Source organism: Pantoea sp. SS70 (assembly GCF_029866845.1).
GTDB lineage: Bacteria > Pseudomonadota > Gammaproteobacteria > Enterobacterales > Enterobacteriaceae > Pantoea > Pantoea leporis.
This window is the reverse complement of sequence record NZ_CP117199.1, coordinates 3,696,174-3,720,286: the sequence shown is the minus strand read 5'-3', so window position 1 is coordinate 3,720,286 and position 24,113 is coordinate 3,696,174. Positions and strand designations below refer to the sequence as shown.

Annotated in this window: 25 protein-coding genes; 20 read left to right on the top strand and 5 right to left on the bottom strand. The window is 54.5% G+C overall.

Annotation, left to right across the window (positions count from 1 at the left end; all coding sequences use genetic code 11):
* The first annotated feature begins 39 nt into the window (after positions 1–39).
* The 12 genes from mutL (at position 40) to PO881_RS17015 (ending at position 14,478) form a co-directional block, all read left to right on the top strand.
* Positions 40–1,893, top strand: coding sequence for a DNA mismatch repair endonuclease MutL (mutL, locus tag PO881_RS17070; RefSeq protein WP_280172134.1), 1,854 nt, complete (start codon positions 40–42; stop codon positions 1,891–1,893).
* Positions 1,886–2,827: a tRNA (adenosine(37)-N6)-dimethylallyltransferase MiaA gene (gene miaA, locus PO881_RS17065; protein ID WP_110867436.1), complete on the top strand. Its 942-nt coding sequence runs from the start codon at positions 1,886–1,888 to the stop codon at positions 2,825–2,827. Before mutL ends, miaA begins: the two co-directional genes overlap by 8 nt.
* A gap of 110 nt (positions 2,828–2,937) precedes the next feature.
* A complete protein-coding gene (gene hfq, locus PO881_RS17060; protein ID WP_101762863.1) occupies positions 2,938–3,255 on the top strand; it encodes an RNA chaperone Hfq in 318 nt (105 codons plus the stop codon).
* A gap of 80 nt (positions 3,256–3,335) precedes the next feature.
* On the top strand, positions 3,336–4,616 hold the full coding sequence (gene hflX / locus PO881_RS17055) for a ribosome rescue GTPase HflX (RefSeq protein ID WP_007892011.1): 1,281 nt from the start codon (positions 3,336–3,338) through the stop codon (positions 4,614–4,616).
* Between the two features lie 227 nt (positions 4,617–4,843).
* Positions 4,844–6,079 (top strand): FtsH protease activity modulator HflK, encoded by a 1,236-nt coding sequence (gene hflK / locus PO881_RS17050; RefSeq protein WP_280172133.1) that lies wholly within the window; start codon positions 4,844–4,846, stop codon positions 6,077–6,079.
* Positions 6,080–6,082: 3 nt separating this feature from the next.
* Positions 6,083–7,087, top strand: coding sequence for a protease modulator HflC (gene hflC, locus PO881_RS17045; protein WP_101762865.1), 1,005 nt, complete (start codon positions 6,083–6,085; stop codon positions 7,085–7,087).
* 57 nt (positions 7,088–7,144) lie between these two features.
* Positions 7,145–7,342, top strand: coding sequence for a DUF2065 family protein (locus PO881_RS17040; RefSeq protein ID WP_008103612.1), 198 nt, complete (start codon positions 7,145–7,147; stop codon positions 7,340–7,342).
* Between the two features lie 180 nt (positions 7,343–7,522).
* Positions 7,523–8,821 (top strand): adenylosuccinate synthase, encoded by a 1,299-nt coding sequence (locus tag PO881_RS17035; protein ID WP_210081723.1) that lies wholly within the window; start codon positions 7,523–7,525, stop codon positions 8,819–8,821.
* Between the two features lie 191 nt (positions 8,822–9,012).
* Positions 9,013–9,456: a nitric oxide-sensing transcriptional repressor NsrR gene (nsrR, locus tag PO881_RS17030; RefSeq protein WP_008103609.1), complete on the top strand. Its 444-nt coding sequence runs from the start codon at positions 9,013–9,015 to the stop codon at positions 9,454–9,456.
* A 16-nt stretch (positions 9,457–9,472) separates the two neighbouring features.
* Positions 9,473–11,923 carry a ribonuclease R gene (rnr, locus tag PO881_RS17025; RefSeq protein WP_192412261.1) on the top strand — a complete coding sequence of 817 codons (2,451 nt, stop codon included), beginning with the start codon at positions 9,473–9,475 and terminating at the stop codon, positions 11,921–11,923.
* A 108-nt stretch (positions 11,924–12,031) separates the two neighbouring features.
* Complete coding sequence (gene rlmB / locus PO881_RS17020) at positions 12,032–12,766, top strand: 23S rRNA (guanosine(2251)-2'-O)-methyltransferase RlmB (RefSeq protein ID WP_101762868.1); 735 nt, start codon at positions 12,032–12,034, stop codon at positions 12,764–12,766.
* Between the two features lie 83 nt (positions 12,767–12,849).
* On the top strand, positions 12,850–14,478 hold the full coding sequence (locus PO881_RS17015) for an isovaleryl-CoA dehydrogenase (RefSeq protein WP_192412259.1): 1,629 nt from the start codon (positions 12,850–12,852) through the stop codon (positions 14,476–14,478).
* Here the strand turns inward: PO881_RS17015 and bsmA are convergent.
* The gene (bsmA, locus tag PO881_RS17010) at positions 14,452–14,778 is read right to left on the bottom strand and encodes a biofilm peroxide resistance protein BsmA (protein WP_137386604.1); all 327 of its coding nucleotides are present in this window, start codon (positions 14,776–14,778) and stop codon (positions 14,452–14,454) included. The two genes, PO881_RS17015 and bsmA, sit on opposite strands and share 27 nt — an antisense overlap.
* Before the next feature lie 54 nt (positions 14,779–14,832).
* Positions 14,833–16,764, bottom strand: coding sequence for a methyl-accepting chemotaxis protein (locus PO881_RS17005; RefSeq protein WP_280172132.1), 1,932 nt, complete (start codon positions 16,762–16,764; stop codon positions 14,833–14,835).
* A gap of 158 nt (positions 16,765–16,922) precedes the next feature.
* Here PO881_RS17005 and yjfP point away from each other — a divergent pair, with 158 nt between their 5' ends.
* Complete coding sequence (gene yjfP / locus PO881_RS17000) at positions 16,923–17,672, top strand: esterase (protein ID WP_137386602.1); 750 nt, start codon at positions 16,923–16,925, stop codon at positions 17,670–17,672.
* A 46-nt stretch (positions 17,673–17,718) separates the two neighbouring features.
* Here the strand turns inward: yjfP and PO881_RS16995 are convergent, their stop codons facing one another.
* The gene (locus PO881_RS16995; protein WP_192412255.1) at positions 17,719–17,928 is read right to left on the bottom strand and encodes a hypothetical protein; all 210 of its coding nucleotides are present in this window, start codon (positions 17,926–17,928) and stop codon (positions 17,719–17,721) included.
* Between the two features lie 386 nt (positions 17,929–18,314).
* On the opposite strand from PO881_RS16995, the gene rpsF reads away from it, so the two are divergent.
* Genes rpsF through rplI form a run of 4 tightly spaced genes read left to right on the top strand, consistent with a single transcriptional unit; the run spans position 18,315 to position 19,755 of the window.
* A complete protein-coding gene (rpsF, locus tag PO881_RS16990; protein WP_101762874.1) occupies positions 18,315–18,710 on the top strand; it encodes a 30S ribosomal protein S6 in 396 nt (131 codons plus the stop codon).
* A gap of 6 nt (positions 18,711–18,716) precedes the next feature.
* Positions 18,717–19,034, top strand: a complete 318-nt coding sequence (gene priB / locus PO881_RS16985; protein WP_007892027.1) for a primosomal replication protein N — start codon at positions 18,717–18,719, stop codon at positions 19,032–19,034.
* A 4-nt stretch (positions 19,035–19,038) separates the two neighbouring features.
* Complete coding sequence (gene rpsR / locus PO881_RS16980; RefSeq protein WP_002210155.1) at positions 19,039–19,266, top strand: 30S ribosomal protein S18; 228 nt, start codon at positions 19,039–19,041, stop codon at positions 19,264–19,266.
* Positions 19,267–19,305: 39 nt separating this feature from the next.
* Positions 19,306–19,755, top strand: a complete 450-nt coding sequence (gene rplI / locus PO881_RS16975) for a 50S ribosomal protein L9 (RefSeq protein ID WP_008103594.1) — start codon at positions 19,306–19,308, stop codon at positions 19,753–19,755.
* Between the two features lie 179 nt (positions 19,756–19,934).
* On the opposite strand, the gene PO881_RS16970 is transcribed toward rplI, so the two are convergent.
* The gene (locus tag PO881_RS16970) at positions 19,935–20,588 is read right to left on the bottom strand and encodes a LysM-like peptidoglycan-binding domain-containing protein (protein ID WP_277974146.1); all 654 of its coding nucleotides are present in this window, start codon (positions 20,586–20,588) and stop codon (positions 19,935–19,937) included.
* Between the two features lie 216 nt (positions 20,589–20,804).
* Here PO881_RS16970 and fklB point away from each other — a divergent pair, with 216 nt between their 5' ends.
* From fklB to PO881_RS16955, 3 genes are all read left to right on the top strand, one after another.
* Entirely contained in the window at positions 20,805–21,425 is a 621-nt protein-coding gene (gene fklB / locus PO881_RS16965; RefSeq protein WP_008103590.1) for an FKBP-type peptidyl-prolyl cis-trans isomerase, read from the top strand.
* 128 nt (positions 21,426–21,553) lie between these two features.
* Positions 21,554–21,802 carry a type II toxin-antitoxin system Phd/YefM family antitoxin gene (locus PO881_RS16960; RefSeq protein WP_192412251.1) on the top strand — a complete coding sequence of 83 codons (249 nt, stop codon included), beginning with the start codon at positions 21,554–21,556 and terminating at the stop codon, positions 21,800–21,802.
* Complete coding sequence (locus PO881_RS16955; protein ID WP_192412249.1) at positions 21,803–22,108, top strand: type II toxin-antitoxin system RelE/ParE family toxin; 306 nt, start codon at positions 21,803–21,805, stop codon at positions 22,106–22,108.
* A 3-nt stretch (positions 22,109–22,111) separates the two neighbouring features.
* Here the strand turns inward: PO881_RS16955 and PO881_RS16950 are convergent, their stop codons facing one another.
* Positions 22,112–24,058 (bottom strand): bifunctional 2',3'-cyclic-nucleotide 2'-phosphodiesterase/3'-nucleotidase, encoded by a 1,947-nt coding sequence (locus PO881_RS16950; RefSeq protein ID WP_192412247.1) that lies wholly within the window; start codon positions 24,056–24,058, stop codon positions 22,112–22,114.
* Positions 24,059–24,113: the final 55 nt, after the last annotated feature.

Below are 24,113 nucleotides of genomic sequence, written 5' to 3'. Positions count from 1 at the left end.
TGGCTCCCCGTGAGCCAACCAGCCAGAAGGATCACCACCATGCCAATACAGATTTTACCGCCGCAGTTGGCGAACCAGATTGCCGCAGGCGAAGTGGTTGAGCGCCCGGCGTCGGTCGTAAAAGAGCTGGTGGAAAACAGCCTTGATGCCGGCGCCACGCGCATTGACGTCGATATTGAGAAAGGTGGCGCGAAGCTCATCCGCATTCGCGACAACGGCTGCGGCATCGCCAAAGCCGAGCTTGCAATGGCATTGGCGCGGCATGCGACCAGCAAAATTGCTTCGCTTGATGACCTTGAGGCGATCATGAGCCTCGGCTTTCGTGGCGAAGCGCTCGCCAGTATCAGTTCCGTTTCTCGTTTAACGCTGACTTCACGCACCGCCGACCAAAGCGAAGCCTGGCAAGCCTACGCGGAAGGGCGCGACATGGATGTGACGGTGAAACCGGCTGCGCATCCGGTGGGCACCTCGCTGGAAGTGCTCGACCTGTTCTATAACACGCCCGCTCGCCGCAAATTCATGCGCACTGAAAAGACCGAGTTTACCCATATCGATGAGGTGATTCGTCGTATTGCGCTGGCACGCTTTGACGTCGCTATTTCGCTTAGCCACAACGGTAAGTTAATGCGTCAGTATCGCGCGGTCAGTGAAGATGCGCAGCGGGAGCGGCGTTTAGGGGCCATTTGCGGCACCACGTTTATGCAGCACGCTTTACGCATTGAGTGGCAGCACGATGATTTAGCGCTGCGCGGTTGGGTCGCCGATCCTCACGGTTCGCGCCAGGTTACCGATCTGCAATATTGCTACGTCAACGGACGCATGATGCGCGACAAGCTCATCAATCACGCGATTCGTCAGGCTTATCAAACGCAGCTTGGTGACGATCAGCAGCCAGCTTACGTGCTCTATCTGGAGATCGACCCGCATCAGGTGGATGTCAACGTCCATCCGGCTAAGCACGAGGTGCGTTTTCATCAGTCGCGTCTGGTACATGATTTTATCTGGCAAGGCGTGATGAGTGCGCTGCAAGCCAGCCGCGCGCCGGAATTGCCCATCGCCCACGCCGAAGAACCTGCGCCGAAGTGGCAGCCAGAAAACCGTCAGGCGGCAGGCGCGAACCACTTTGCACAACCCAGCAACACGCCACGCAGCGGCGGGGCTTCTGCGGCCGCGAATGCGAATTGGCAGAATAAAGAGCCGGTTTACAGTGCGCGTGAAGGTAATGCCTATAAGCAGTTGATGAAAACGCCGATGGTAGAAACGCCGCGCGCGGCGCCAGTTCCTGCCGTGGCTCCGGTGCGTTTGCCGGAAAAGCGTGAAGCGCCGCTGGCCGCTCATGCGCAAAGTTTTGGCCGCGTGTTAAGCGTTTTGCAGGATCGTTATGCGCTGCTGGAACGTGGTAGCGCATTGCAATTGTTATCGCTGGCCGTGGCGGCGCGCTGGCTAAAACAGGCCCAGCTTGAACCAGGGGAAGAGGGTTTAAAACCGCAGCCGCTCCTGATCCCGGTGCGCCTGAAAATTGCTGCGCCCGAGCTGGCTGCCATCGCCGATCATGCCGCGCTGCTGAGCCAGATGGGCATTGATTTACAACGAGAAGGGCAGCACGTGACGTTGCGCGCGGTGCCTTTACCGTTACGAACACAAAATTTACAAATCTTGATTCCAGAACTGTTAGGCTACCTGGCCCGGCAGCAAGAGGTTTCTGCATCCACGTTGGCCCCATGGCTGGCGCGTCGAGATGATGCAGAAGACACTCACTGGAATCACTCGCAGGCGATTGCACTGCTGGCAGAGCTGGAAAGGCTTTGTCCGCAACTGCTGAAGTCGCCGCCTTCAGGTCTGTTACAGACCATTGAGATTGAGAGCGCGCTAAACGCGTTGAAGCATGAGTGAACTAAACCAGGCTAGCCGGCCAAAGGCAATTTTTTTGATGGGGCCTACCGCCTCCGGTAAGACGGCATTAGCGATTTCGCTGCGTCAGCAACTTCCGGTGGAACTTATTAGCGTTGACTCTGCCTTAATCTATCGCGGGATGGATATTGGCACGGCGAAACCGTCGGCAGAAGAGTTAGCACTGGCGCCCCATCGTTTGCTGGACATTCGCGATCCGGCGGAAGCGTATTCCGCCGCAGAATTTCGTCGCGATGCGTTGGCAGAAATGGCGGATATCACCCGGAAGGGGAAGATTCCGTTGCTTGTTGGTGGAACCATGCTCTACTTCAAGGCATTACTTGAAGGATTGTCGCCGTTGCCCTCGGCCGATCCCGAGGTGCGTCAGCGAATAGAGCAAATGGCGGCGGAGAAAGGGTGGGAAGCCTTGCACCGTCAGCTGTGTGAAATCGATCCGGTCGCCGGTAGTCGTATTCATCCGAATGATCCGCAGAGACTTTCGCGAGCACTGGAAGTTTTTTTTATTTCGGGTAAAACTTTAACGGAACTGACAAAAACCTCCGGCGAAGCGTTACCCTACGACGTGTACCAGTTTGCTATCGCACCTGCGAGTCGTGAACTGATACATCAACGCATTGCGTTGCGTTACGACCAGATGCTAGCGTCAGGATTTGAAGCGGAGGCTCGTGCACTGTTTGCGCGAGGTGATTTGCATACGGACATGCCTTCCATTCGTTGTGTCGGTTATCGCCAGATGTGGTCTTATTTGTCAGGTGAAATCGATTACGACGAAATGGTTTATCGGGGAATTTGCGCCACTCGGCAGCTCGCTAAACGCCAGATGACCTGGTTACGTGGCTGGCCTGAAGTACACTGGTTAAACAGTGATGAGCCAGAGTTAGCGCGTAATGCGGTGCTTAAGGTAGTTAGTGCGTAGCAGGGATGATTGTGTACAATTGGTCCGTTATCGTGCGCAAATTTTTACGCAGTTTTTCTGAACCACGGTTCTTAAAGCAACAAACAACAAGCATATAAGGAAAAGATAGAATGGCTAAGGGGCAATCTTTACAAGACCCGTTTTTGAACGCATTGCGTCGTGAACGTGTACCGGTTTCGATCTATTTGGTGAATGGTATTAAGCTGCAAGGGCAAATTGAATCCTTTGATCAGTTCGTCATTCTGTTAAAAAACACGGTCAGCCAGATGGTGTATAAGCACGCCATCTCTACAGTGGTTCCTTCTCGTCCAGTGTCGCACCATAGCAATAACGCGGGCGGCAGCGGTGGTAGCAGCAACTATCATCACAGCGGAAGCAATCAAAGCGCTCAGTCGCAGCCACAACAAGACGGCGATAACGCAGAATAATTTTGCGCTGCCGTAAAGCCAGGGCTGGAGAACGAGCACGTTTTCCTGTCCTGGTTATTTTATTTTAGCGAGGTTATAGCTTGTTTGACCGTTATGATGCCGGTGAGCAGGCCGTACTGGTACACATCTGGTTCTCCCAAGACAAAGAGCTGGAAGATTTGCAGGAGTTTGAAACTCTTGTCTCTTCTGCGGGCGTTGAAGCGCTGCAAGTCATTACGGGCAGCCGTAAAGCGCCACATCCCAAATATTTTGTCGGTGAAGGAAAGGCAGTTGAAATTGCCGATGCGGTAAAAGCGAGTGGAGCATCGGTCGTTTTATTCGATCATGCCTTAACTCCTGCTCAGGAACGTAATCTTGAACGGCTGTGCGAATGTCGCGTAATCGATCGCACCGGCTTAATTCTCGATATATTCGCCCAGCGCGCCCGCACCCATGAGGGTAAATTGCAGGTCGAGCTGGCACAACTACGCCATTTAGCAACCCGTTTGGTTCGCGGATGGACACACCTTGAACGCCAGAAAGGCGGTATCGGTTTACGTGGTCCGGGTGAAACTCAGCTGGAAACGGACCGACGCTTGCTGCGTGGCCGTATCAGTCAGATTCTCTCCCGTCTTGAACGCGTCGAAAAACAGCGCGATCAGGGCAGACAAGCGCGTGCCAAAGCTGACGTGCCAACCGTTTCGCTGGTGGGTTACACCAACGCCGGTAAATCCACTCTGTTCAACGCGATTACCTCTGCGGATGTGTACGTAGCGGATCAACTGTTCGCGACACTTGATCCGACATTGCGTCGTCTGAATGTGGCGGATGTGGGTGAAGTGGTTTTAGCAGACACCGTTGGTTTTATCCGTCATTTGCCGCACGACTTAGTCGCGGCGTTTAAAGCCACGCTGCAGGAAACGCGTCAGGCGACATTGCTGCTGCATGTGATTGACGCCGCCGATTTGCGTGTGAATGACAACATTGATGCAGTAAATGAAGTTCTGGAAGAGATTGAAGCTGACGAAATTCCGGCGCTGTTGATCATGAACAAAATCGATATGCTGGAGGATTTTGTGCCGCGTATCGATCGCAACGAAGAGAACCAGCCGATTCGTGTGTGGTTATCTGCACAGAGCGGCGTGGGTCTGCCGTTGCTGTGGCAGGCGCTCTCTGAGCGTTTAGCCGGTGAAATTGCGCAGTACGATTTACGTCTGCCGCCGGAAGCGGGCCGTTTGCGCAGTCGTTTTTATCAGTTGCATGCTATAGAAAAAGAATGGAATGAAGATGATGGCTGTGTGAGTTTGCACGTGCGTATGCCGATCGTTGATTGGCGTCGTCTGTGTAAACAAGAGCCGTCGCTAGCCAGTTATATTGTTTGAAATTGCCCAAACGCCTTTACTCAATATCTTTTAGATTGTCGTCATTATCGTTGCAGGCCGTATGTGCAGGATTTACCCGAATATTTCGGATTCCAGCAAGGCGGCAACTGAGTGAATCCCCAGGAGCTTACATCAGTAAGTGACTGGGGTGAACGAAGGCAGCCAACGAAGCTGCAATCCGAAAGATGAAGGGTAAAAAACGTAAATACAATAAATGGAGTAGAAACATGGCGTGGAATCAGCCCGGAAATAACGGACAGGACCGCGACCCGTGGGGAAGCAGCAATAATCAAGGCGGCAACTCTGGGGGAAATAAAGGAGGTCGCGATCAGGGACCACCTGATCTGGATGATATCTTCCGAAAGTTGAGTAAAAAACTCGGCGGACTGGGCGGTGGCAAACAGAATGACAATGGCCAGCGCAGCGGCGGTAGCGGTGGCAAAGTGGTTGGCATTGTTGCCGCAGCGGCAGTCGTTATCTGGGCGGCTAGCGGTTTCTACACTATCAAAGAAGCGGAACGTGGCGTCGTCACGCGCTTTGGCAAATTTAGCCATCTGGTTGAGCCAGGCCTCAACTGGAAACCGACTTTCGTCGATCAGGTTCGCGCCGTTAACGTAGAAGCCGTACGTGAACTGGCGGCGTCTGGCGTGATGTTGACGTCGGATGAAAACGTAGTGCGCGTTGAGATGAACGTGCAGTACCGCGTGACCGATCCTGAGCGTTATCTGTATGCCGTGACCAGCGCCGACGACAGCCTGCGTCAGGCCACCGACAGCGCCTTGCGTGGCGTGATTGGTCGCTCAACTATGGACCGCATCCTGACGGAAGGTCGTACCGTGGTACGTAGCGAAACTCAGCGTGAGCTTGACGAGACCATCCGTCCGTACAACATGGGAATTACCCTGCTGGACGTAAACTTCCAGGCGGCACGCCCACCAGAAGAAGTAAAAGCCGCGTTTGATGATGCGATTGCCGCGCGTGAAAACCGTGAACAGTATGTTCGTGAAGCTGAAGCTTATTCGAACGAAGTTCAGCCGCGTGCTAATGGTCAGGCGCAACGTATCCTCGAAGAGGGTCGTGCTTACAAAGAACGTACGGTGTTAGAAGCGCAGGGTGAAGTGGCGCGTTTTGCTCGCTTGCTGCCTGAATATAAAGCTGCACCAGAAATCACGAAAGAGCGTCTCTATATTGAAACCATGGAACGTGTGCTGAGTCATACCCGCAAGGTATTGATCAGCGATCGTGGTAATAATTTGACAGTCCTGCCATTGGATCAACTGATGCGCGGTGGTCAGGCATCTGGCCAGGGCGGTCAGAAAATGACGAATTTAATGAAGTCTCCTTCGTCGTCCGATAGTAATGCGAGCCGTGGAGATTCTTCATCTTACAGTCCAGACAGCATCATGGATCAGCGTCGCGCCAACGCGCTGCGCAACGATACCCAGCGCCAGGGGAGGGAGTAATCGATGCGTAAGCCAATCATCGCCGTAATTATTGTAGTGCTGGTGGTGCTTTACGCGTCACTGTTCGTGGTGCAGGAAGGCCAACGCGGCATCGTGCTGCGCTTTGGTAAGGTTCTGCGTGATGACGAAAACAAACCGCTGGTGTACGCACCGGGTCTGCATTTCAAAATTCCGTTTATCGAAACCATGAAATCACTGGATGCGCGCATTCAGACCATGGATAACCAGGCTGACCGCTTTGTTACCAAAGAGAAGAAAGACCTGATCGTTGATTCTTACATCAAGTGGCGCATCAGTGACTTCAGCCGTTACTACCTGGCAACCGGTGGTGGCGACGTTTCTCAGGCAGAAGTGCTGCTGAAACGTAAGTTCAGTGACCGTCTGCGTTCTGAAATGGGTCGTCTGGATGTGAAAGACATCGTGACTGATTCACGTGGCCGTTTAACCACCGACGTGCGTGATGCCCTGAACACCGGCAGCGCTGGCAATGATGATGACGTTCAGACGCCAGCAGCGGATGATGCGATTGCGAGTGCGGCAGCACGTGTAGAACGTGAAACCAACAGCAGTGAGCCGGCACCAAACCCGAACAGCATGGCTGCGTTAGGTATTGAAGTTGTCGACGTGCGCATCAAGCAGATCAACCTGCCGACTGAAGTGTCTGACGCGATCTACAACCGTATGCGCGCCGAGCGTGAAGCGGTAGCGCGTAGTCAGCGTTCACAAGGTCAGGAAGAGGCAGAGAAACTGCGTGCACAGGCCGATTATCAGGTTACGCGCACGCTGGCAGAAGCACAGCGTGAAGCGCTGATTTCGCGCGGTGAAGGTGATGGTGAAGCGGCAAAACTGTTTGCTGATGCCTTCAGCCAGGACCCGGATTTCTATGCCTTTATCCGCAGCCTGCGCGCCTATGAGAATAGCTTCTCAGACAACCAGGATGTGCTGGTGCTGAGCCCGGATAGCGATTTCTTCCGCTATATGAAAGCGCCCTCTAACGCCACGCGTTAAGAACTGATATAAAGTCCAGGCCGACAATGTTGTCGGCCTTTTTTTTGGGAAAAAATCATGAATTCAACCATCTGGATGGCGCTGGCTTTGGTTTTGGTGCTGGAAGGACTTGGACCGATGTTTATGCCACGTGCGTGGCGGCGGATGATTCTGGCGATGACGCAGTTGCCCGATCGTCTCTTACATCGTTTTGGTGGCGGTTTAGTGGTGGCCGGCGTGGTGATTTACGCCATGATCAGCATGCATGCGCGTTAATCAGCCTGAAATTATGTGAGGCCGCCCGACTCAATTGTGTCTGTTGGCCGCTGTTCCCCCAACATGTTGTGAGCTGAGCAAAACTCAGGCAAAAAACAGCGCAATCGTATGCTAAAAGTGCTGAAAGAGTAAAAGTCAGGTGGTAGAATCCATTTTTAAGCAATCGGTGATTTTGAAAAAATGGGTAAGAACGTCGTCGTACTGGGCACCCAATGGGGTGACGAAGGTAAAGGTAAGATCGTAGACCTTCTGACAGAGCGCGCGAATTACGTCGTGCGTTACCAAGGTGGCCATAATGCAGGCCATACACTTGTCATCAACGGTGAAAAAACCGTCCTCCACTTAATTCCATCTGGCATCCTGCGTGAAAACGTCACCAGCATCATTGGTAACGGCGTTGTCCTGTCGCCTGAAGCGCTGATGAAAGAGATGAAAGGTCTGGAAGAGCGCGGTGTGCCGGTACGTGAACGTCTGTTGATCTCTGAAGCCTGCCCATTGATTCTGCAGTACCACGTAGCAATGGATGTGGCGCGCGAAAAAGCGCGTGGCGCTAAAGCTATCGGCACCACCGGTCGCGGTATCGGTCCTGCCTATGAAGATAAAGTGGCACGTCGCGGTCTGCGCGTGAGCGATCTCTTCAACAAAGAAACCTTTGCGGTGAAGCTGAAAGAGATCGTCGATTTCTACAACTTCCAGTTGGTTAACTATTACAAAACCGACGCAGTTGACTACGAAAAAGTGCTGAGTGATACGCTGGCGGTGGCCGATATCATTACCAGCATGGTGGTTGATGTGTCTGATCTGCTGGACGGCGCGCGCAAGCGTGGCGACCTGATCATGTTTGAAGGTGCGCAGGGTACGCTGCTGGATATCGACCACGGTACCTATCCATACGTGACCTCATCAAACACCACCGCAGGTGGCGTAGCGACGGGTTCAGGTATTGGTCCACGCTATGTTGATTACGTGCTGGGTATCGTGAAAGCCTACTCAACGCGCGTGGGTGCCGGTCCATTCCCGACCGAACTGTTCGATGAAACCGGTGAGTTCCTGTGTAAACAAGGTAACGAGTTCGGCGCGACCACCGGACGTCGTCGTCGTACCGGCTGGCTGGATGCGGTTGCCGTTCGCCGTGCCGTACAGATCAACTCCCTTTCAGGTTTCTGCATGACCAAACTGGACGTGCTGGATGGCCTGAAAGAAGTGAAAATCTGTGTGGCTTATCGCATGCCAGATGGCCGCGAAATGACCACCACGCCGCTGGCAGCTGAAGGCTGGGAAGGCATTGAGCCGATTTACGAAACCATGCCAGGCTGGAGCGAGACCACATTCGGCGTCAAGACGCTGGAAGGTCTGCCACAAGCTGCACGTGACTACATCAAACGTGTAGAAGAAGTGACCGGTGTGCCGATTGATATTATTTCTACCGGCCCAGACCGCAGTGAGACCATGATTCTGCGCGACCCGTTCGACGCATAATCTCCTCAGGCCGGACTCTGTCCGGCCTTTGTATTTCTAATCTTTGACTCCACTCACTCTATTTTTTCTTGCAAATATCGATACTTGCCGGAAAAAAACGCACCGGCCACCACGCTCTGGTTTATCATCATATTTAAACATCACGCCGACCGGCGCATAACCATAACGTTCGATGATTCACTGAGGTATATGTGCAGCTAACAAGTTTTACCGATTATGGTCTGCGTGCCCTGATTTACATGGCGACGTTACCGGAAGGTAAGCAGACCAACATTACCGAAGTCACCGATACCTACGGGGTGTCGCGTAACCATATGGTTAAAATCATCAATCAACTTAGCCGGGCTGGCTTTGTCGCCGCAACACGCGGTAAAAACGGCGGAATTCGTTTAGGCATGGACCCGGAAAAAATCGTCATTGGCGATGTGGTGCGAAGAATGGAGCCATTGCAGCTCGTGAACTGCGACGAGTGTGTGATCACGCCAGCCTGTCGTTTGCGTAAAGCATTGCACGATGCGGTCCAGCTATTCCTCAAGGAACTGGACAAGTATACGCTGGCCGATTTGGTCAAAGATAACGATTCGCTGTACCAACTTTTATTGTCCGAACCGCCGGTGGCAATCCAAATTAAATGACATCGGAGGAACCGTAATGTCAAAAGATCCTTATCAGGATAGAGAAGCTGAAAAATACGAAAACCCAATTCCAAGCCGCGAATTTATTCTGGCACTGCTGGAAAAACGCGAAAAGCCGACCAGCCGCGATGACATCGCGCAGGAATTGAATATCACCAGCGAAGAGCAGCTGGAAGCGCTGCGTCGTCGTCTGCGCGCCATGGAGCGCGATGGCCAGCTGGTGTTTACTCGCCGTCAATGTTACGCCCTGCCAGAACGTCTTGATCTGCTTCGCGGTAAAGTGATTGGCCATCGCGATGGCTATGGCTTCCTGCGCGTAGAAGGTCAGAAAGATGATTTCTATCTCTCTGCTGAGCAGATGAAATTCTGCCTGCACGGCGACGTGATTCTGGCGCAGCCAGGCAGCGCCGATCGTAAAGGTCGTCGTGAAGCGCGCGTGGTGCGCGTGCTTGAGCCACGTAACAGCCAGATCGTCGGCCGCTACTTTACCGATGCAGGTACCGGTTTTGTGGTGCCGGATGACAGCCGCCTGAGTTTCGACATCCTGATCCCGCAAGAAGAAACGCTTAACGCGCGTATGGGTTCAGTGGTGGTGGTTGAAATCACCCAACGTGCGACGCGTCGCACCAAAGCGATCGGCAAAGTGACCGAGCTGCTGGGTGACGATATGGGCACCAGCCTTGCGGTCGATATGGCGGTGCGCACCCATGAAATCCCGCACACATGGCCGGAAGAAGTTGAGAAGCAGATCGCTAAGCTGAAAGAAGAAGTACCGGAAGAAGCGAAGCTGGGACGTGTTGATTTACGTAAGTTGCCGCTGGTCACCATTGATGGTGAAGATGCGCGTGACTTTGATGATGCGGTTTTCTGCGAGAAGAAACGCGGCGGCGGCTGGCGTTTATGGGTGGCGATTGCCGACGTCAGCTATTACGTGCGTCCGGGCACGCCGCTGGACGATGAAGCGCATCAGCGCGGCACCTCGGTCTATTTCCCGTCGCAGGTTATCCCGATGCTGCCGGAGATTCTCTCCAACGGCTTGTGCTCGCTGAATCCGCAGGTTGATCGTTTGTGCATGGTGTGTGAGATGACCATCTCCTCCAGCGGCAAACTTACCGGTTTCAAACACTATGAAGCGGTGATGAATTCCCATGCGCGACTGACCTACAACAAAGTGTGGAACATTCTGCAAGGTGATGCCGATCTGCGTGAACAATACGCGGCGCAGGTTCCCCATCTGCACGAGTTGCACAACATGTATCAGGTGCTGGAAACCGCGCGTGAGCAGCGTGGCGGCATTTCGTTTGAGACCGATGAACCCAAGTTCATCTTCAACGCCGAGCGTCGCATTGAGCGCGTTGAGCGCACCTCACGCAATGATGCGCATAAGCTGATTGAAGAGTGTATGATTCTCGCCAACATCGCCTCAGCGCGTTTTGTTGAGAAAAATGAAGAGCCTGCGCTGTTCCGCGATCACGATCGTCCAAGCGAAGACAGCATCAAAAGCTTCCGTACCGTACTGAACGAGCTGGGCTTAAGCCTGCCGGGTGGCACTAAGCCACACCCGACCGATTATGCCGCCTTGCTGAAGCAAGTGGCCGATCGCCCAGACGCAGAAATGCTGCAAACCATGCTGCTGCGTTCGATGAAACAGGCGGTTTACGATCCTGAGAACCGGGGTCACTTCGGCCTGGCGCTGGCGTCGTATGCGCACTTCACCTCGCCGATTCGCCGCTATCCGGATTTGCTGTTGCATCGCGCCATCAAATATCTGCTGGCAAAAGAGCGCGGCGAAGTGGACGGCATCACCACGCCGACCGGCGGCTATCACTACGACATGCAGCAGATGCTGCAGCTGGGCCAACACTGTTCACTGACCGAGCGCCGTGCTGATGAAGCCACGCGCGATGTTGCCGATTGGCTGAAGTGTGACTTCATGCAGGATCAGGTTGGCAACGTGTTCAACGGCGTGATCTCCAGCGTGACCGGCTTTGGTTTCTTCGTACGTCTTAACGAACTGTTTATCGATGGTTTGGTGCACGTCTCCTCGCTGGATAACGACTATTATCGCTTCGATGCGGTGGGTCAGCGTCTGATTGGTGAATCCGGCGGCCGTACTTATCGTCTGGGCGATGCGGTGGAAGTGCGGGTTGAAGCCGTGCATATGGACGAGCGTAAAATCGACTTCGCGCTGATCTCCAGCAAGCGTGTACCGCGCGGCGAAGGCAAAACCGAACGTGAGCGTGAGAAACGCGGCGGCAAGCCGCCAGCCAAGCGTCGTCGTGATGCCGGCAAGAAGGGCACTTTCGAACCTGATTCAGCGTTCCGCGGCGAAAAGAAAAAGCCTGCTGTTGCTGAAAAACCGGCTAAAACCGAGAAAAAAGGCAAAAAAGTCTCCGAGAAAACCCGTAAAATCGCCGCCGCCACCAAGTCTAAGCGCGCGTCGAAGAAGCAGCCTGACGAAGCCTGATAGTTTGGTCGCCTTGCAGGGCGACCTGACGAAACCGTTGTAGGGTGCGCATTCATGCGCACCTGAATCTCCGTATTCAACGATCTAAATCCAACCTTGAGCAAAGTAATGAGTGAAATAATTTTTGGTATTCATAGCGTGCAGGCGCTGCTGGAGCGCGATCCTCAGCGTTTTCAGGAAGTCTTTATCCTTAAAGGCCGCGACGATCGTCGCCTGCAGCCGCTGATCCTCGCACTGGAAGCTCAGGGAATCCCGGTGCAGGTGGCGAACCGTCAATGGCTCGATAGCCAGGTTGAAGGCGGCGTGCATCAGGGCATCGTGGCGCGCGTGAAGCCAGGCAAGCAGTATCAGGAGGGTGATTTACCGGATCTGCTGCAGAGCCTTGAGAAGCCGTTCCTGCTGGTGCTGGATGGCGTTACCGATCCGCACAACCTCGGTGCTTGCCTGCGTAGCGCGGATGCCGCGGGCGTGCATGCGGTCATCGTGCCAAAAGACCGTGCAGCACCGTTGAATGCCACCGCGAAGAAGGTGGCCAGCGGCGCAGCGGAAAACGTGCCGTTGATTCGCGTCACCAACCTGGCGCGCACCTTGCGCTTGCTGCAGGAATACCACGTCTGGGTGGTTGGTACCGCAGGCGAAGCCGATCACACCGTTTACCAAAGCAAAATGACCGGCCCAATGGCGCTGGTGATGGGCGCGGAAGGTGAAGGTATGCGTCGTTTAACGCGTGAGCATTGCGATGAGCTGATCAGCATCCCAATGGCAGGCAGCGTCTCGTCACTCAACGTGTCAGTTGCCACCGGCGTGTGCTTGTTCGAAGCCGTTCGTCAGCGTCAGGCGTGATCCCCGCCGCAAAAAATTTTCCAGGCCAGGCATAACTGCACATCCTCTTCATACTTGAAAAATGAGTATGAGGAGGACGTTATATGATTTGGACCACTCACACCGTATTTAATCAGCCCCATCCACTCAGTAACAGCAATCTGTTCACGCGCGATATCGCCCTGTGCGAGGCCGTTGCACGCGAAGGTGCCAGCTGGGATCGCGAATGGCTGGCTTCCGTCGGCTTGCAACTTGGCAGCGCCGAATCCCTTGAACTAGGCCGCTTAGCTAACGTCGAAGCGCCTGAACTGCTGCGCTACAACGCGCGCGGTGAACGCCTCGACGAAGTGCGTTTTCATCCCGCCTGGCATCTGCTGATGCAGGGATTATGCGCCAGTCGGATTCACAATCTCAGCTGGCAGCCCGACGTTCAGCCACAGGCGATGGTGGCGCGTGCCGCACGATTTATCCTGCATGCCCAAGTGGAAGCCGGCTCGCTCTGTCCGGTGACGATGACGCACGCCGCCATTCCGCTGCTGCAAAATCATCTGCCTGAACCCTACGCTGACTGGCGCGAAGCGCTGCTCAGCGATCGGTACGATGCGCATCATCTGCCGGGCAATAAGAAACGCGGCCTGCTGATTGGCATGGGCATGACGGAAAAACAGGGCGGCACCGATGTGTTGAGCAACACCACACGCGCCGAACCGCTCGGCGTGCGCGGGGCGGGCGAAGCGTATCGCATCACCGGCCATAAATGGTTTTTCTCGGTCCCGCAAAGCGATGCGCATCTGATTCTGGCGCAAACGTCACAGGGATTGAGTTGCTTCTTCCTGCCACGCTTGCTGCCGGACGGCACGCGCAACGCCATTCGCATCGAACGCCTTAAAGACAAGCTCGGCAATCGCTCCAACGCCAGTGCGGAGGTGGAATTTCAGGACGCTATCGGCTGGCTGATGGGCGAAGAGGGCGAAGGTGTGCGGCTGATCCTCAAGATGGGCGGCATGACGCGCTTCGACTGCGCGCTGGGCAGCCACGGACAGATGCGCCGTGCGCTGTCGATTGCCGTGCATCATGCGCAGCAGCGTCAGGTGATGGGCAAGAACCTTATCGATCAACCACTGATGCGCGCGGTGCTGGCGCAACAGGCGCTACAGCTGGAAGGGCAAACCGCACTGCTGCTGCGGCTGGCGCGCGCCTGGTCAACACCGGCCAGCGAACATGAGCGCTTATACGCACGCCTGTTCACACCCGCCGCCAAATATGTGATCTGCCAGGCGGGCATGCCTTTTGTGGCAGAAGCGATGGAAGTGTTGGGCGGCATTGGCTATTGCGAAGAGAGCGAGCTGCCGCGTCTTTATCGTGAGATGCCAGTGAATAGCATCTGGGAAGGCGCCGGCAATGTGATGTGCCTGGATGTCCTGCGGGTGCTCGGACGTCACGCCGAGGTGATGACCATGCTGCATGATGAGTTTGAGGCGGTGAAGGGCAGTAATCGTCACTTTGATCGCCGCTGGCGGCAATTACGCTTGCAGCTCGCGAACCCGCGCGAAGGGCAGGCACGCGAAATTACGCGCGAATTACTGCAGCTGGCGAGTGCCGCGATTTTGCTGAAAGTGGCAGAGCCGCCGCTGGCCGATGGCTGGTGTCAGCAGCAGCTTGATCTGCGCGGCACACGGGCATTAAGCGACGATCTCTGCGCGCGCTTACTGTTGCGCTGCAGCGCCGGTTGACGGCGCGCCATACAGAGTGGCAGTGGCGTACCAGAAGCTGGGAAGGGTGGTTTCATCCAGCATCAGAATTTGATAGTAAACCGCACCCGCCTGATTGGCTTTCGCGGCAATAGCGCGCTGCGCATCATCCGGCGAGCCGCGTGTGGTGGTGGTGATAGTGCCGAGCTTCGGCAGGCCAATACTCTGCGCGCGTGAAATTTCCTGCGCGTGCTGCATGGGCGGCGGCGGAGCTTGTGGCGTGGTGGTGAAAGCGGCGCAGCCGCTGAGCAGCAGCGTTAAGGCCAAATAGAGAGTACGCATAGCAACTCCTGAAGCAGGAAGATGGCTCAAGTGTAAGCCATCTTCCTGTGGCTTTTAGTCCTTCAGATGAAAAATGCTCACCAGCTGCGTCAGATGATGCCCTTTCTTACTCAGATGATTGGCGGTGGTTTCTGACTGGTTAATCATATCGCTGCTTTGATGCGTGGCCTGGCTGATGTGATTCATCGCCAGGTTCACCTGACCAATGCCCGCCGCCTGTTCCTGCGCGGCAATATTGATCTCACCCATTAGCGTTTTAACCTGCTCGATGTGATTGACGATATGGCTCATTGCATCGCGCGTCTGCTCAGATAACGTATGGCCGGCCGCCACTTTATCGATGGAGCTGGCAATCAACCCATCAATCTCTTTGGCTGCCGTAGCACTTCGCTGTGCCAGCGCGCGCACTTCCGCCGCGACCACCGCAAAGCCTTTACCGTGTTCACCGGCGCGAGCGGCTTCAACCGCGGCATTAAGCGCCAGAATGTTGGTCTGGAAGGCGATCGACTCAATCACATGGGTGATATCGGCGATGCTCTGCGACGCCACGCGAATCTCCGACATGGTTTCCACCGAACGTGCCACGGTGCTGCCGCCGTGATTCACGGTATTAGCCGCTTCACCGACCAGCGCCATCGCCTGCCGCACGTTGGCAGCGGTTTGTGCCACGGTGGCACCAAACTGCTCCATGCTGGCCGAGGTTTCCTCCACGCTGCTGGCCTGACGGCCAATCTGCTCGCTGATGATGGAGCTGCTGGCGGCGATGGTATCGGTGCCGCTGCTGATTTCCCGCGCCGCCGAACGTACCTGACTAACGACTTTCTCCAGTCCATCGCCAATGCCGTTGATCGCGCTGACCAGCTGACCAATCTCATCACGACGTGAAGAGTCGAGATGTGCCTGTAGATTACCAGCGGCGTACTGTTCTGCCAGATGGATCACCTGCTGCAGCGGACGCGTGATGGCGCGGCGGCTGTACCACATAAAGCCAATGGCAAACGCGATCACCAGCGCCAGGCCAATCGCCATAAACAGGTTACGGCTGTGCGTGATTGGCGCCAGCAGGCTGGCACGGCTCACTTCACCGGCGATGATCCAGTTCCAGCCCGGCAGCTGCTGCCACGCCAGCAGTTTGGTTTCGCCATCCAGCTCAATCGCCACTAATCCCTTCGGCTGGCTAAGCAGTTGCTGCTGCGTGGCGTTATCCCAGCGCGGCAGTTTGCCTTCAGCGTGACGATCAAACAGATATTGGCCCTGGCTGCTGCCCGGCGTCCCATTCAACACCGAGAAGGTGCCGCTGTCACCAAGATGGCGCGCCAGCACTTTGTCACGCATCAGCGCGTACTGCGCGTCGATCTGTACCCCGACGAACAGAATAGCGATCACCGCGCCGCTGCTATCCTGCACCGGCTGATACTGCGTAATGTAACGATGGCCAAACAGCGTCGCCAGGCCGCGATAGACCGTGCCCTGATTGACGCTGCGCCAGGCGGCGCTGCTGCGATCCAGTTTGGTGCCCACCGCGCGGCTGCCATCCTCTTTTTTCAGCGAGGTGGCGATGCGGATGTAATCTTCGCCGTCACGCACGAAGATGGTGGATACCGCACCAGTACGATCGAGAAAATCATCAACCGCGATCTGATCGAGGTTGAGGGTTTTCAATCCCGCTCGCAGCGTTGGCGTGCTGAATTCACCTACCTGCACACGTTCGCTGTCGTCACGACTAAAACGTTTTGGCAGGAAGCTTTGGAACAGTTTGGTGTAATTTGCCACCTCTTCCGACAGCGTGGCGTTGAACATGGTGGCCATTTCATTAATGCCTTGCACCTGATTCTGCATATCATCGGTTGCCAGCTGCTCCAGCTGACGTGCCGCGTTATGGCTCAGGGTCAAGGTCAGCGTAAATAGCACAATTGCCACGCTCAAAGACGTCAATACAGACAGCTTGATTCCGAGACCCATGGCGCTGAGAGAAAGACGCTTCATAAAGTACCTTTTGAGATTATTGAAGGGGTACAAGATCAACGGCAAAGTGGGCTAAATGTTTAGGGCAGAAATTATTCAAACTTAATGTGAAGTGGCTCGCATTTTGTCAGGCAGCACTTACACTGAGTCCAGTGATAATCATTCTCAATGGAGGCGGTATGATCGAGTTGGCAACGGAGCATCTGGCAGGCATTGAATGTATCCACGCATCACCGGCCGGGCAGCGCCAGGCGCGCTTGCCGACGGTGTTGTTCTATCACGGTTTTACCTCATCGAAAGAGGTTTACAGCTACTTTGCCGTGGCGCTGGCGCAGGCAGGTTTCCGCGTGATCATGCCCGATGCGGACATGCACGGCGCACGTTACAACGGTGATACCGACGCGCGGATGACCCACTTCTGGGAGATCCTTAAACAGAACATCGATGAAGTGCCGTTGCTGGAAAAGGCGCTGCGCGATAACGACTGGATTGCGGATGAGCGTTTTGCCGTGGCGGGCGCCTCGATGGGCGGCATGACCGCGCTGGGCGCGATGGCACGCTATCCACAGATTCACAGCGTGGCGTGTTTGATGGGTTCCGGCTATTTCATGCAGCTGAGTCATACGCTGTTTCCGCCGCTGGTGGCGCGCACGCCAGAGCAGAAAGAGGCTTTTGCCGCGCGTTTAGCACCGCTGGCGCCTTACGATCCCAGCGAACAGCTGGAGAAACTGGCGAATCGACCTTTGTTGTTGTGGCACGGCGAAGCGGATGAAGTGGTGCCCTTTGCTGAAACGGCGCGTTTGCAGAAAGCCTTAGGCGAGGCAGAACTCGATCACCATGTGACCACGCTATCTGAAAAAAACATCGGCCATAAAATCACGCCTGCGGCCCTGACGGCGCTGGTCAGTTTCTTTAAACATCATTTATAAAAATGCGGGGTGGCGTGATTGGCGCCAGCCCGTTTAGGTTGCCGAATCAGAGTTGTGATGACAACCGTTCGGCGGCGCTGGTATTGGCACTGACTGGGTTACTGCTTGCAGGCGCATCCAGCCGATTGACGTAGACATAGCCTGATGCCGCGTTGCTGCTGTGACTTCTCATCTGCTGCGCGAAGTCAGCGGAGCTGGCAAGAGCGGGTGTAGACAGGAAGAGACCCAGTAAAGTGGCGAAAATGATCTTTTTCATTATCGACTCCTCACTCCAGGGATTGCACTCTCAGACGCGGCGAAAAGCGGAATTCGTTGCGCCTGTAAACAGTGTAGTTCTTAACCAATTTGCCGCCAGATCGTCCCTTTGAACGCCTTCTTCAGAGAATTTGATAAAACCTTCTCTAACTCACTGATGCATTTCACTTAGCACGAAAAGCCGCATCAGCTGGCACGATAGTCGCCATTTGATGAATTGTGCGCTTGAGTTTCCGCAAGGACGCCAGTATGATTACGCGTCAATTTTTCAGCTGCATTCAGAGGTGTGTTTCATTTTTTAAATGATTCGCAACCTATAACGTTCCTTGCTTCCGTGGGCCGCAGCTGACCCTGACAGGAGGCTGAATAATCCGTAAGGAGCTATCGATGCGTCATTACGAAATCGTATTTATGGTCCACCCTGACCAGAGCGAACAGGTTCCAGGTATGATCGAGCGTTACACTGGTGCTATCACCGGTGCACAGGGCACGATTCACCGTCTGGAAGACTGGGGCCGCCGTCAGCTGGCTTACCCAATCAACAAACTGCACAAAGCTCACTATGTTCTGATGAACGTAGAAGCGCCGCAGGAAGTGATTGACGAGCTGGAAACTAACTTCCGCTTCAACGACGCCGTTATCCGCAGCATGGTTATGCGCGTTAAGCACGCGGTAACTGAAGCATCTCCGATGGTTAAAGCTAAAGATGAGCGTCGTGATCGCCGCGAAGACTTTGCTAACGAATCGGCTGATGACTCAGATGCTGGGGATTCTGAAGAGTAATCCGACATGACGGCAAATCGACTGCGCCTGTCTGGCACTGTGTGCAAGACGCCGGTTCGAAAAGTCAGTCCGTCAGGGATTCCTCATTGCCAGTTCGTGCTTGAGCATCGTTCTGTGCAAGAGGAAGCCGGTTTCCACCGGCAAGCCTGGTGTCAAATGCCGGTGATTATCAGCGGCAGCACCCATCAGGTGATTACTCAACATATAACGGTCGGCACGCAACTCACTCTCGAAGGCTTTATTAGCTGCCATCAGGCACGCAATGGTCAGAGCAGAATGGTGTTACATGCCGAGCAGATTGATTTGATAGATTCTGGAGACTAGCCAAATGGCACGTTATTTCCGTCGTCGCAAGTTCTGCCGTTTCACCGCGGAAGGCGTTGTAGAGATTGATTACAAAGATATCGCTACACTGAAAAACTACATTACCGAAAGCGGTAAAATTGTCCCGAGCCGTATTACCGGTACTCGTGCAAAATACCAGCGCCAGCTCGCTCGTTGCATCAAGCGCGCTCGCTACCTGTCCCTGCTTCCGTACACTGATCGTCATCAGTAATCGGTAGTTGTCCATTAACGACTTTAAGAGGATAAGGTAATGCAAGTTATTCTGCTTGATAAAGTAGCAAACCTGGGCAGCCTGGGTGATCAGGTTAACGTTAAAGCGGGCTACGCTCGTAACTTCCTGGTTCCACAGGGTAAAGCTGTTCCTGCTACCAAGAAAAACGTTGAGTTCTTCGAAACACGTCGCGCTGAACTGGAAGCCAAACTGGCTGACGTTCTGGCTGCCGCTAACGCACGTGCAGAGAAAATCAACGCACTGGGCAACGTAACCATCGCGTCTAAATCAGGCGACGCTGGTAAGCTGTTCGGTTCCATCGGTACCCGTGACATCGCTGATGCAGTAACTGCAGCTGGCGTTGAAGTGGCTAAAAGCGAAGTTCGTCTTCCAGAAGGCGTACTGCGCACCACCGGTGAGCACGAAGTTGACTTCCAGATCCATAGCGAAGTCTTCGCTAAACTGGTTGTGAATGTAGTTGCTGAGTAATTGTTACTCTAAATAATTCAAGGTGCAGGAAGGCGGCAAGGGAATGAATCCCCTGAGCTTACTTCGGTAAGTGACAGGGGTGAATGAGCGTAGCCAACGCATCTGTAACTTGGATTATGACGAGTATACTCAGTAATGCGAAAACGCCGGCCATGTGCCGGCGTTTTTGTTTCTGCGATTTACTGAGCGCGGATAAAGCTGCCATCTGGCTGGCGCGTAAACAGCACCGGACCGTTACTGCCATCCACCGTTAAACCGGTTACTACGCCTTGCGCGTTCTGACGAATCTTCACCTGCTGACCATTTTGTAACGCACTCAGCGGCTGCCCATCACCTTCGACTCGCGCCATGGCAAACACATCATTCACCGGTAAATTATTGTCGCGGAACAGCTGCGCCAGCGTCTGGCCTGATGCCACATTATAGGTGCGCCACTCGCCCTGCGAATCGGTTTTCGCCGGCGTGTTCTGCTGTTGATTATTATCGTAAATCTCCGCCTGCATCGGCACTTCTTTAGCGCCAGTGTCCGCCGGACGCTCAACCGGATATTGCGGCGTGCTGCTCGGCCAGAGAAACGCCAGCACCAGCACCAGCAGGGCAATGACGATGCCGCGACGATGCAAAGCGGGTAGCGGATCCATCCAGCGCACATCATCCAGCAAATGCCAGACGCGCTGAAGTGCGGCGGGAACGCGGGAAGGGTGATCGGAAGCCATTCGTGAATCCTCCTCGCTGGCGGCCTGGCGCGGAATGCGCGGCAGCCAACGTTGCAACCAAGGTAATAAAGTACGCGGTGCGCGCGTCCTGCGACGTCGTGGGGCGATCTGGCCCATGTATTCTCTCTTGTTCCGACGGTGGCGGGTGAAAACCTCGCCACAGCTATAGTATGAGCAATGCTGACAGGAAGTGCCTGGCAGCATTGAAAAATTTGACCGCTGTATTGTTTCCGTTTCGCCGGGAAATGTCATCTGCGGCGCGTGAGATTTTACGCCAGCCGCCCGCGCTGGTATGCTGCCGGTTCTATTTTTCTCCGGGATTAAGGAATCAAGATGACGACCCCTTCATTCGACAGCGTCGAATCACAAGCAAGTTACGGTATCGGTTTACAGGTAGGCCAGCAGCTGCAAGAGTCTGGACTGCAGGGTCTGCAGCCAGAAGCACTGCTCGCCGGCCTGCGCGACGCGCTGGAAGGGAACTCACCGGCCGTCCCGGTTGACGTGGTACATCGCGCACTGCGTGAAGTGCACGAGCGCGCTGAAGGCGTGCGTCGTGAGCGTGTAGAAGCGATGGCGGCAGAAGGTCAGACTTTCCTTGAGCAGAACGCACAACGCGAAGGCGTAAGCAGCACCGAAACCGGTCTGCAGTTCAGTGTCATCACGCAGGGCGAAGGTCCAATTCCTTCACGTCAGGATCGTGTGCGCGTGCATTACACCGGCAAACTGATCGATGGCACGGTATTCGACAGCTCAGTCGCGCGTGGCGAACCCGCAGAATTCCCGGTTAGCGGCGTAATCGCCGGTTGGATCGAAGCGCTGACGCTGATGCCAGTCGGTTCCAAGTGGGAACTGGCGATTCCACACAACCTCGCTTACGGCGAACGCGGTGCTGGTGCTTCCATCCCGCCATTCAGCACCCTGATCTTTGAAGTTGAGCTGCTGGAAATTCTGTAAGTAGCCAAGTTGATTCTCAAAACCGGCACGCGATCGTGCCGGTTTTTTTATATCTGTAGAACAAGCTGGTTTTAAATTAATCAGCGCATATAATGTGCGAATCGAACGATTCACACGAAAGGTGCGGTATGTATTCACTTTCCGCCAACGAAGCCAAAACCCAATTTGGCGATATGCTGCTGAAAGCGCAGCGTGAGCCGGTCCAGATTAGCCGTAACGGAAAGCCGGTAGCAGTGGTCATCTCCGCTGAGGAGTATCAGGCGATAGAGGCCATGAAGCAGCAATTTCTGCAGGAAAAAATTGCCCGAGCCAGAAATGATATTGCCAACGCACAACTGACCGATGGTGAAACCTTTTTCGACCAATTGCTGGGTTAAATGGCTAATTATCAGCTTACGGATGAAGCGCGGCAGGATCTTGTCGATATTCGCCGGTTCACTATGCAGAACTGGGGCGATGCGCAATCAAAAATCTATTTAAGGCGTTTGCAGGAGACGTTACGCACGCTGGCAGAAATGCCGACATTGGGAAAAAGCAGAGCGCTGGATGTTGCAGAAGGTGTACTCAGCTTTCCCTATGTCAGTCACATGGTTTATTACCAGCCAGGCCAGAAAGGCATTATTATTTTGGCGGTATTACATCAGAGCAGGGTGCCAGCTACGCATCTGGCAACCCGCTTATAACAACTATTTCTTCTGCAAATCCACCTGCCACAACGCAAAACCTATCTCGTCGCTGCCCACCGCTTTCATCGGGTAATCGGCGTGCTGTTCGATAAACTTCGTCGCTTTCGCACCAGGCGCGGTTTCAAAACGGATATCCAGCGGCGTGGTGCTGTTAATCGGCGCTAAACGCCAGTTGTGATCGGCCTGCGGTTTCACTTCGCCATGCACTTTGGTTTCGCTGCTGATATAGGCGGCAACCACCGAGCGATTCTCATCCGGCGACGCGAAGGCGACATACTTATCGCCGGTGCCGGCAAACTTGCCGCCATAAGCGCGATAGTTATTGGTGGCGACCAGGAAACTGGCCTGAGGATCAATAGGTTTGCCTTGCCAGCTGAGATCCTTAATGCGCGAAGCCCCCTTGTTAATCAGCGAGCACTCTGCGTCATAGCGCGCCGGCTGCGTGACATCGATTTGATACTGCACGCCATCGATTACATCGAAGTTATAGGTACGGAAATCCCAGTTAATCAGCGCTTGCGGTTTGCTGCTGTGCGGATCGATTTGATTAAACTGCGCGGCTGAACACTCCAGCCACTCTTTCACCTGTGCACCGCTGACTTTCATCACCACCAGCGTATTGGGGTAGAGATAGAGATCGGCGGCGTTACGGAAAGTGAGGTTACCTTTCTCCACTTCGACATAGCTGGCGGGATCGTTTTTGCGGCCGCCAGCTTTAAACGGCGCGGCGGCGGAGAGCACCGGCAAGCGGCCAAGATCAGGATCGCCCTGAATAAAGTGCTCGACGTAAGCGCGCTGCGCGTTGTTAACGATCTGCACCGTGGGATCGTCCTGCACCAGCGACAAGTAGCTGTACATCACGTCGGCGGATTTACCGATCGGTTTGGCAACAAAATCGCGCGTGGCGCGGTGATCCTGCTCCAGCACTTTCACCAGATCGGCATCTTCGGCAGCCAGCGATTTTTTCGCCGCGCTGTTATAAATTGGACGTGCCTCGGCTTTGCCCTGCGCAACCTGCCATTTGCCGCCCTCGTTATTCAGCACCAGATCGACCACACCCAGATGATCGCCCCACATACCGGGCATCACCGCCGGAATACCGTTAAGTGTGCCTTGGGCGATATCAGCGCCTTTAATTGCCGCAAACTCTTTGCTCGGGAAGACCGCGTGAGCGTGACCGAACATGATGGCGTTGATGCCAGCAACCTGGCTGAGGTAATAGACCGAATTTTCGGCCATGGCATGATAGGGTTCACTGCTCAAACCGGAGTGCGGAATAGCGATGATTATTTCAGCACCTTTTGCGCGCATTTCCGGCACATAGCGCTTCGCTGTTTCAGTGATGTCATCAACCCGCACTTTTCCCTGCAGATTGTTGCGATCCCAAACCATAATCTGCGGGGGAACGAAGCCGATGTAACCAATTTTCAGCGTATGCGGCTTACCGTCACGGTCTGTAACGGTGGTTTCCTTGATTAAGTAGGGCGTAAACAGTGGTTTTCCGCTCTTTTCATCGATAATGTTGGCGTTGACGTAAGGGAAACGCGCGCCGGCCAGCGCTTTTTGCAGATAAGGTAAACCGTAATTGAACTCATGATTACCGAGGTTTCCGACCGCGTAATCCAGCGTATTCATCGCTTTATATACCGGATGAACTTCGCCCGGTTTTAGCCCTTTCGCCGCCATGTAATCGCCCAGCGGACTGCCCTGAATAATATCGCCGTTATCGACCAGCACGCTGTTCTTCGCTTGCGCGCGGGCCTGCTGAATTAAGGTGGCGGTGCGTACCAGGCCAAATTTCTCCGTCGGCGTATCTTTGTAATAATCGAAATCCATCATATTGCTGTGCAGATCGGTGGTTTCCAGAATGCGCAGATCCACCGTAGCAGCCTGTACCGTGGCGGCAGTTATACAGAGTGCCAATAACGACATGCTCGCTTTGAACATCGCTTGCTCCTTGTTCGGTCCAATGGGCCTCTCAAAATAATGTAAAACCATGACG

What these genes read in the sequence shown, in the direction of transcription:
- mutL (WP_280172134.1), top strand. Translation starts at nt 40, where the DNA reads ATGCCAATACAGATTTTACCGCCGCAGTTGGCGAACCAGATTGCCGCA.
- miaA (WP_110867436.1), top strand. Translation starts at nt 1,886, where the DNA reads ATGAGTGAACTAAACCAGGCTAGCCGGCCAAAGGCAATTTTTTTGATG.
- hfq (WP_101762863.1), top strand. Translation starts at nt 2,938, where the DNA reads ATGGCTAAGGGGCAATCTTTACAAGACCCGTTTTTGAACGCATTGCGT.
- hflK (WP_280172133.1), top strand. Translation starts at nt 4,844, where the DNA reads ATGGCGTGGAATCAGCCCGGAAATAACGGACAGGACCGCGACCCGTGG.
- hflC (WP_101762865.1), top strand. Translation starts at nt 6,083, where the DNA reads ATGCGTAAGCCAATCATCGCCGTAATTATTGTAGTGCTGGTGGTGCTT.
- PO881_RS17040 (WP_008103612.1), top strand. Translation starts at nt 7,145, where the DNA reads ATGAATTCAACCATCTGGATGGCGCTGGCTTTGGTTTTGGTGCTGGAA.
- PO881_RS17035 (WP_210081723.1), top strand. Translation starts at nt 7,523, where the DNA reads ATGGGTAAGAACGTCGTCGTACTGGGCACCCAATGGGGTGACGAAGGT.
- rnr (WP_192412261.1), top strand. Translation starts at nt 9,473, where the DNA reads ATGTCAAAAGATCCTTATCAGGATAGAGAAGCTGAAAAATACGAAAAC.
- rlmB (WP_101762868.1), top strand. Translation starts at nt 12,032, where the DNA reads ATGAGTGAAATAATTTTTGGTATTCATAGCGTGCAGGCGCTGCTGGAG.
- PO881_RS17015 (WP_192412259.1), top strand. Translation starts at nt 12,850, where the DNA reads ATGATTTGGACCACTCACACCGTATTTAATCAGCCCCATCCACTCAGT.
- bsmA (WP_137386604.1), bottom strand. Translation starts at nt 14,778, where the DNA reads ATGCGTACTCTCTATTTGGCCTTAACGCTGCTGCTCAGCGGCTGCGCC.
- PO881_RS17005 (WP_280172132.1), bottom strand. Translation starts at nt 16,764, where the DNA reads ATGAAGCGTCTTTCTCTCAGCGCCATGGGTCTCGGAATCAAGCTGTCT.
- yjfP (WP_137386602.1), top strand. Translation starts at nt 16,923, where the DNA reads ATGATCGAGTTGGCAACGGAGCATCTGGCAGGCATTGAATGTATCCAC.
- PO881_RS16995 (WP_192412255.1), bottom strand. Translation starts at nt 17,928, where the DNA reads ATGAAAAAGATCATTTTCGCCACTTTACTGGGTCTCTTCCTGTCTACA.
- rpsF (WP_101762874.1), top strand. Translation starts at nt 18,315, where the DNA reads ATGCGTCATTACGAAATCGTATTTATGGTCCACCCTGACCAGAGCGAA.
- priB (WP_007892027.1), top strand. Translation starts at nt 18,717, where the DNA reads ATGACGGCAAATCGACTGCGCCTGTCTGGCACTGTGTGCAAGACGCCG.
- rpsR (WP_002210155.1), top strand. Translation starts at nt 19,039, where the DNA reads ATGGCACGTTATTTCCGTCGTCGCAAGTTCTGCCGTTTCACCGCGGAA.
- rplI (WP_008103594.1), top strand. Translation starts at nt 19,306, where the DNA reads ATGCAAGTTATTCTGCTTGATAAAGTAGCAAACCTGGGCAGCCTGGGT.
- PO881_RS16970 (WP_277974146.1), bottom strand. Translation starts at nt 20,588, where the DNA reads ATGGGCCAGATCGCCCCACGACGTCGCAGGACGCGCGCACCGCGTACT.
- fklB (WP_008103590.1), top strand. Translation starts at nt 20,805, where the DNA reads ATGACGACCCCTTCATTCGACAGCGTCGAATCACAAGCAAGTTACGGT.
- PO881_RS16960 (WP_192412251.1), top strand. Translation starts at nt 21,554, where the DNA reads ATGTATTCACTTTCCGCCAACGAAGCCAAAACCCAATTTGGCGATATG.
- PO881_RS16955 (WP_192412249.1), top strand. Translation starts at nt 21,803, where the DNA reads ATGGCTAATTATCAGCTTACGGATGAAGCGCGGCAGGATCTTGTCGAT.
- PO881_RS16950 (WP_192412247.1), bottom strand. Translation starts at nt 24,058, where the DNA reads ATGTTCAAAGCGAGCATGTCGTTATTGGCACTCTGTATAACTGCCGCC.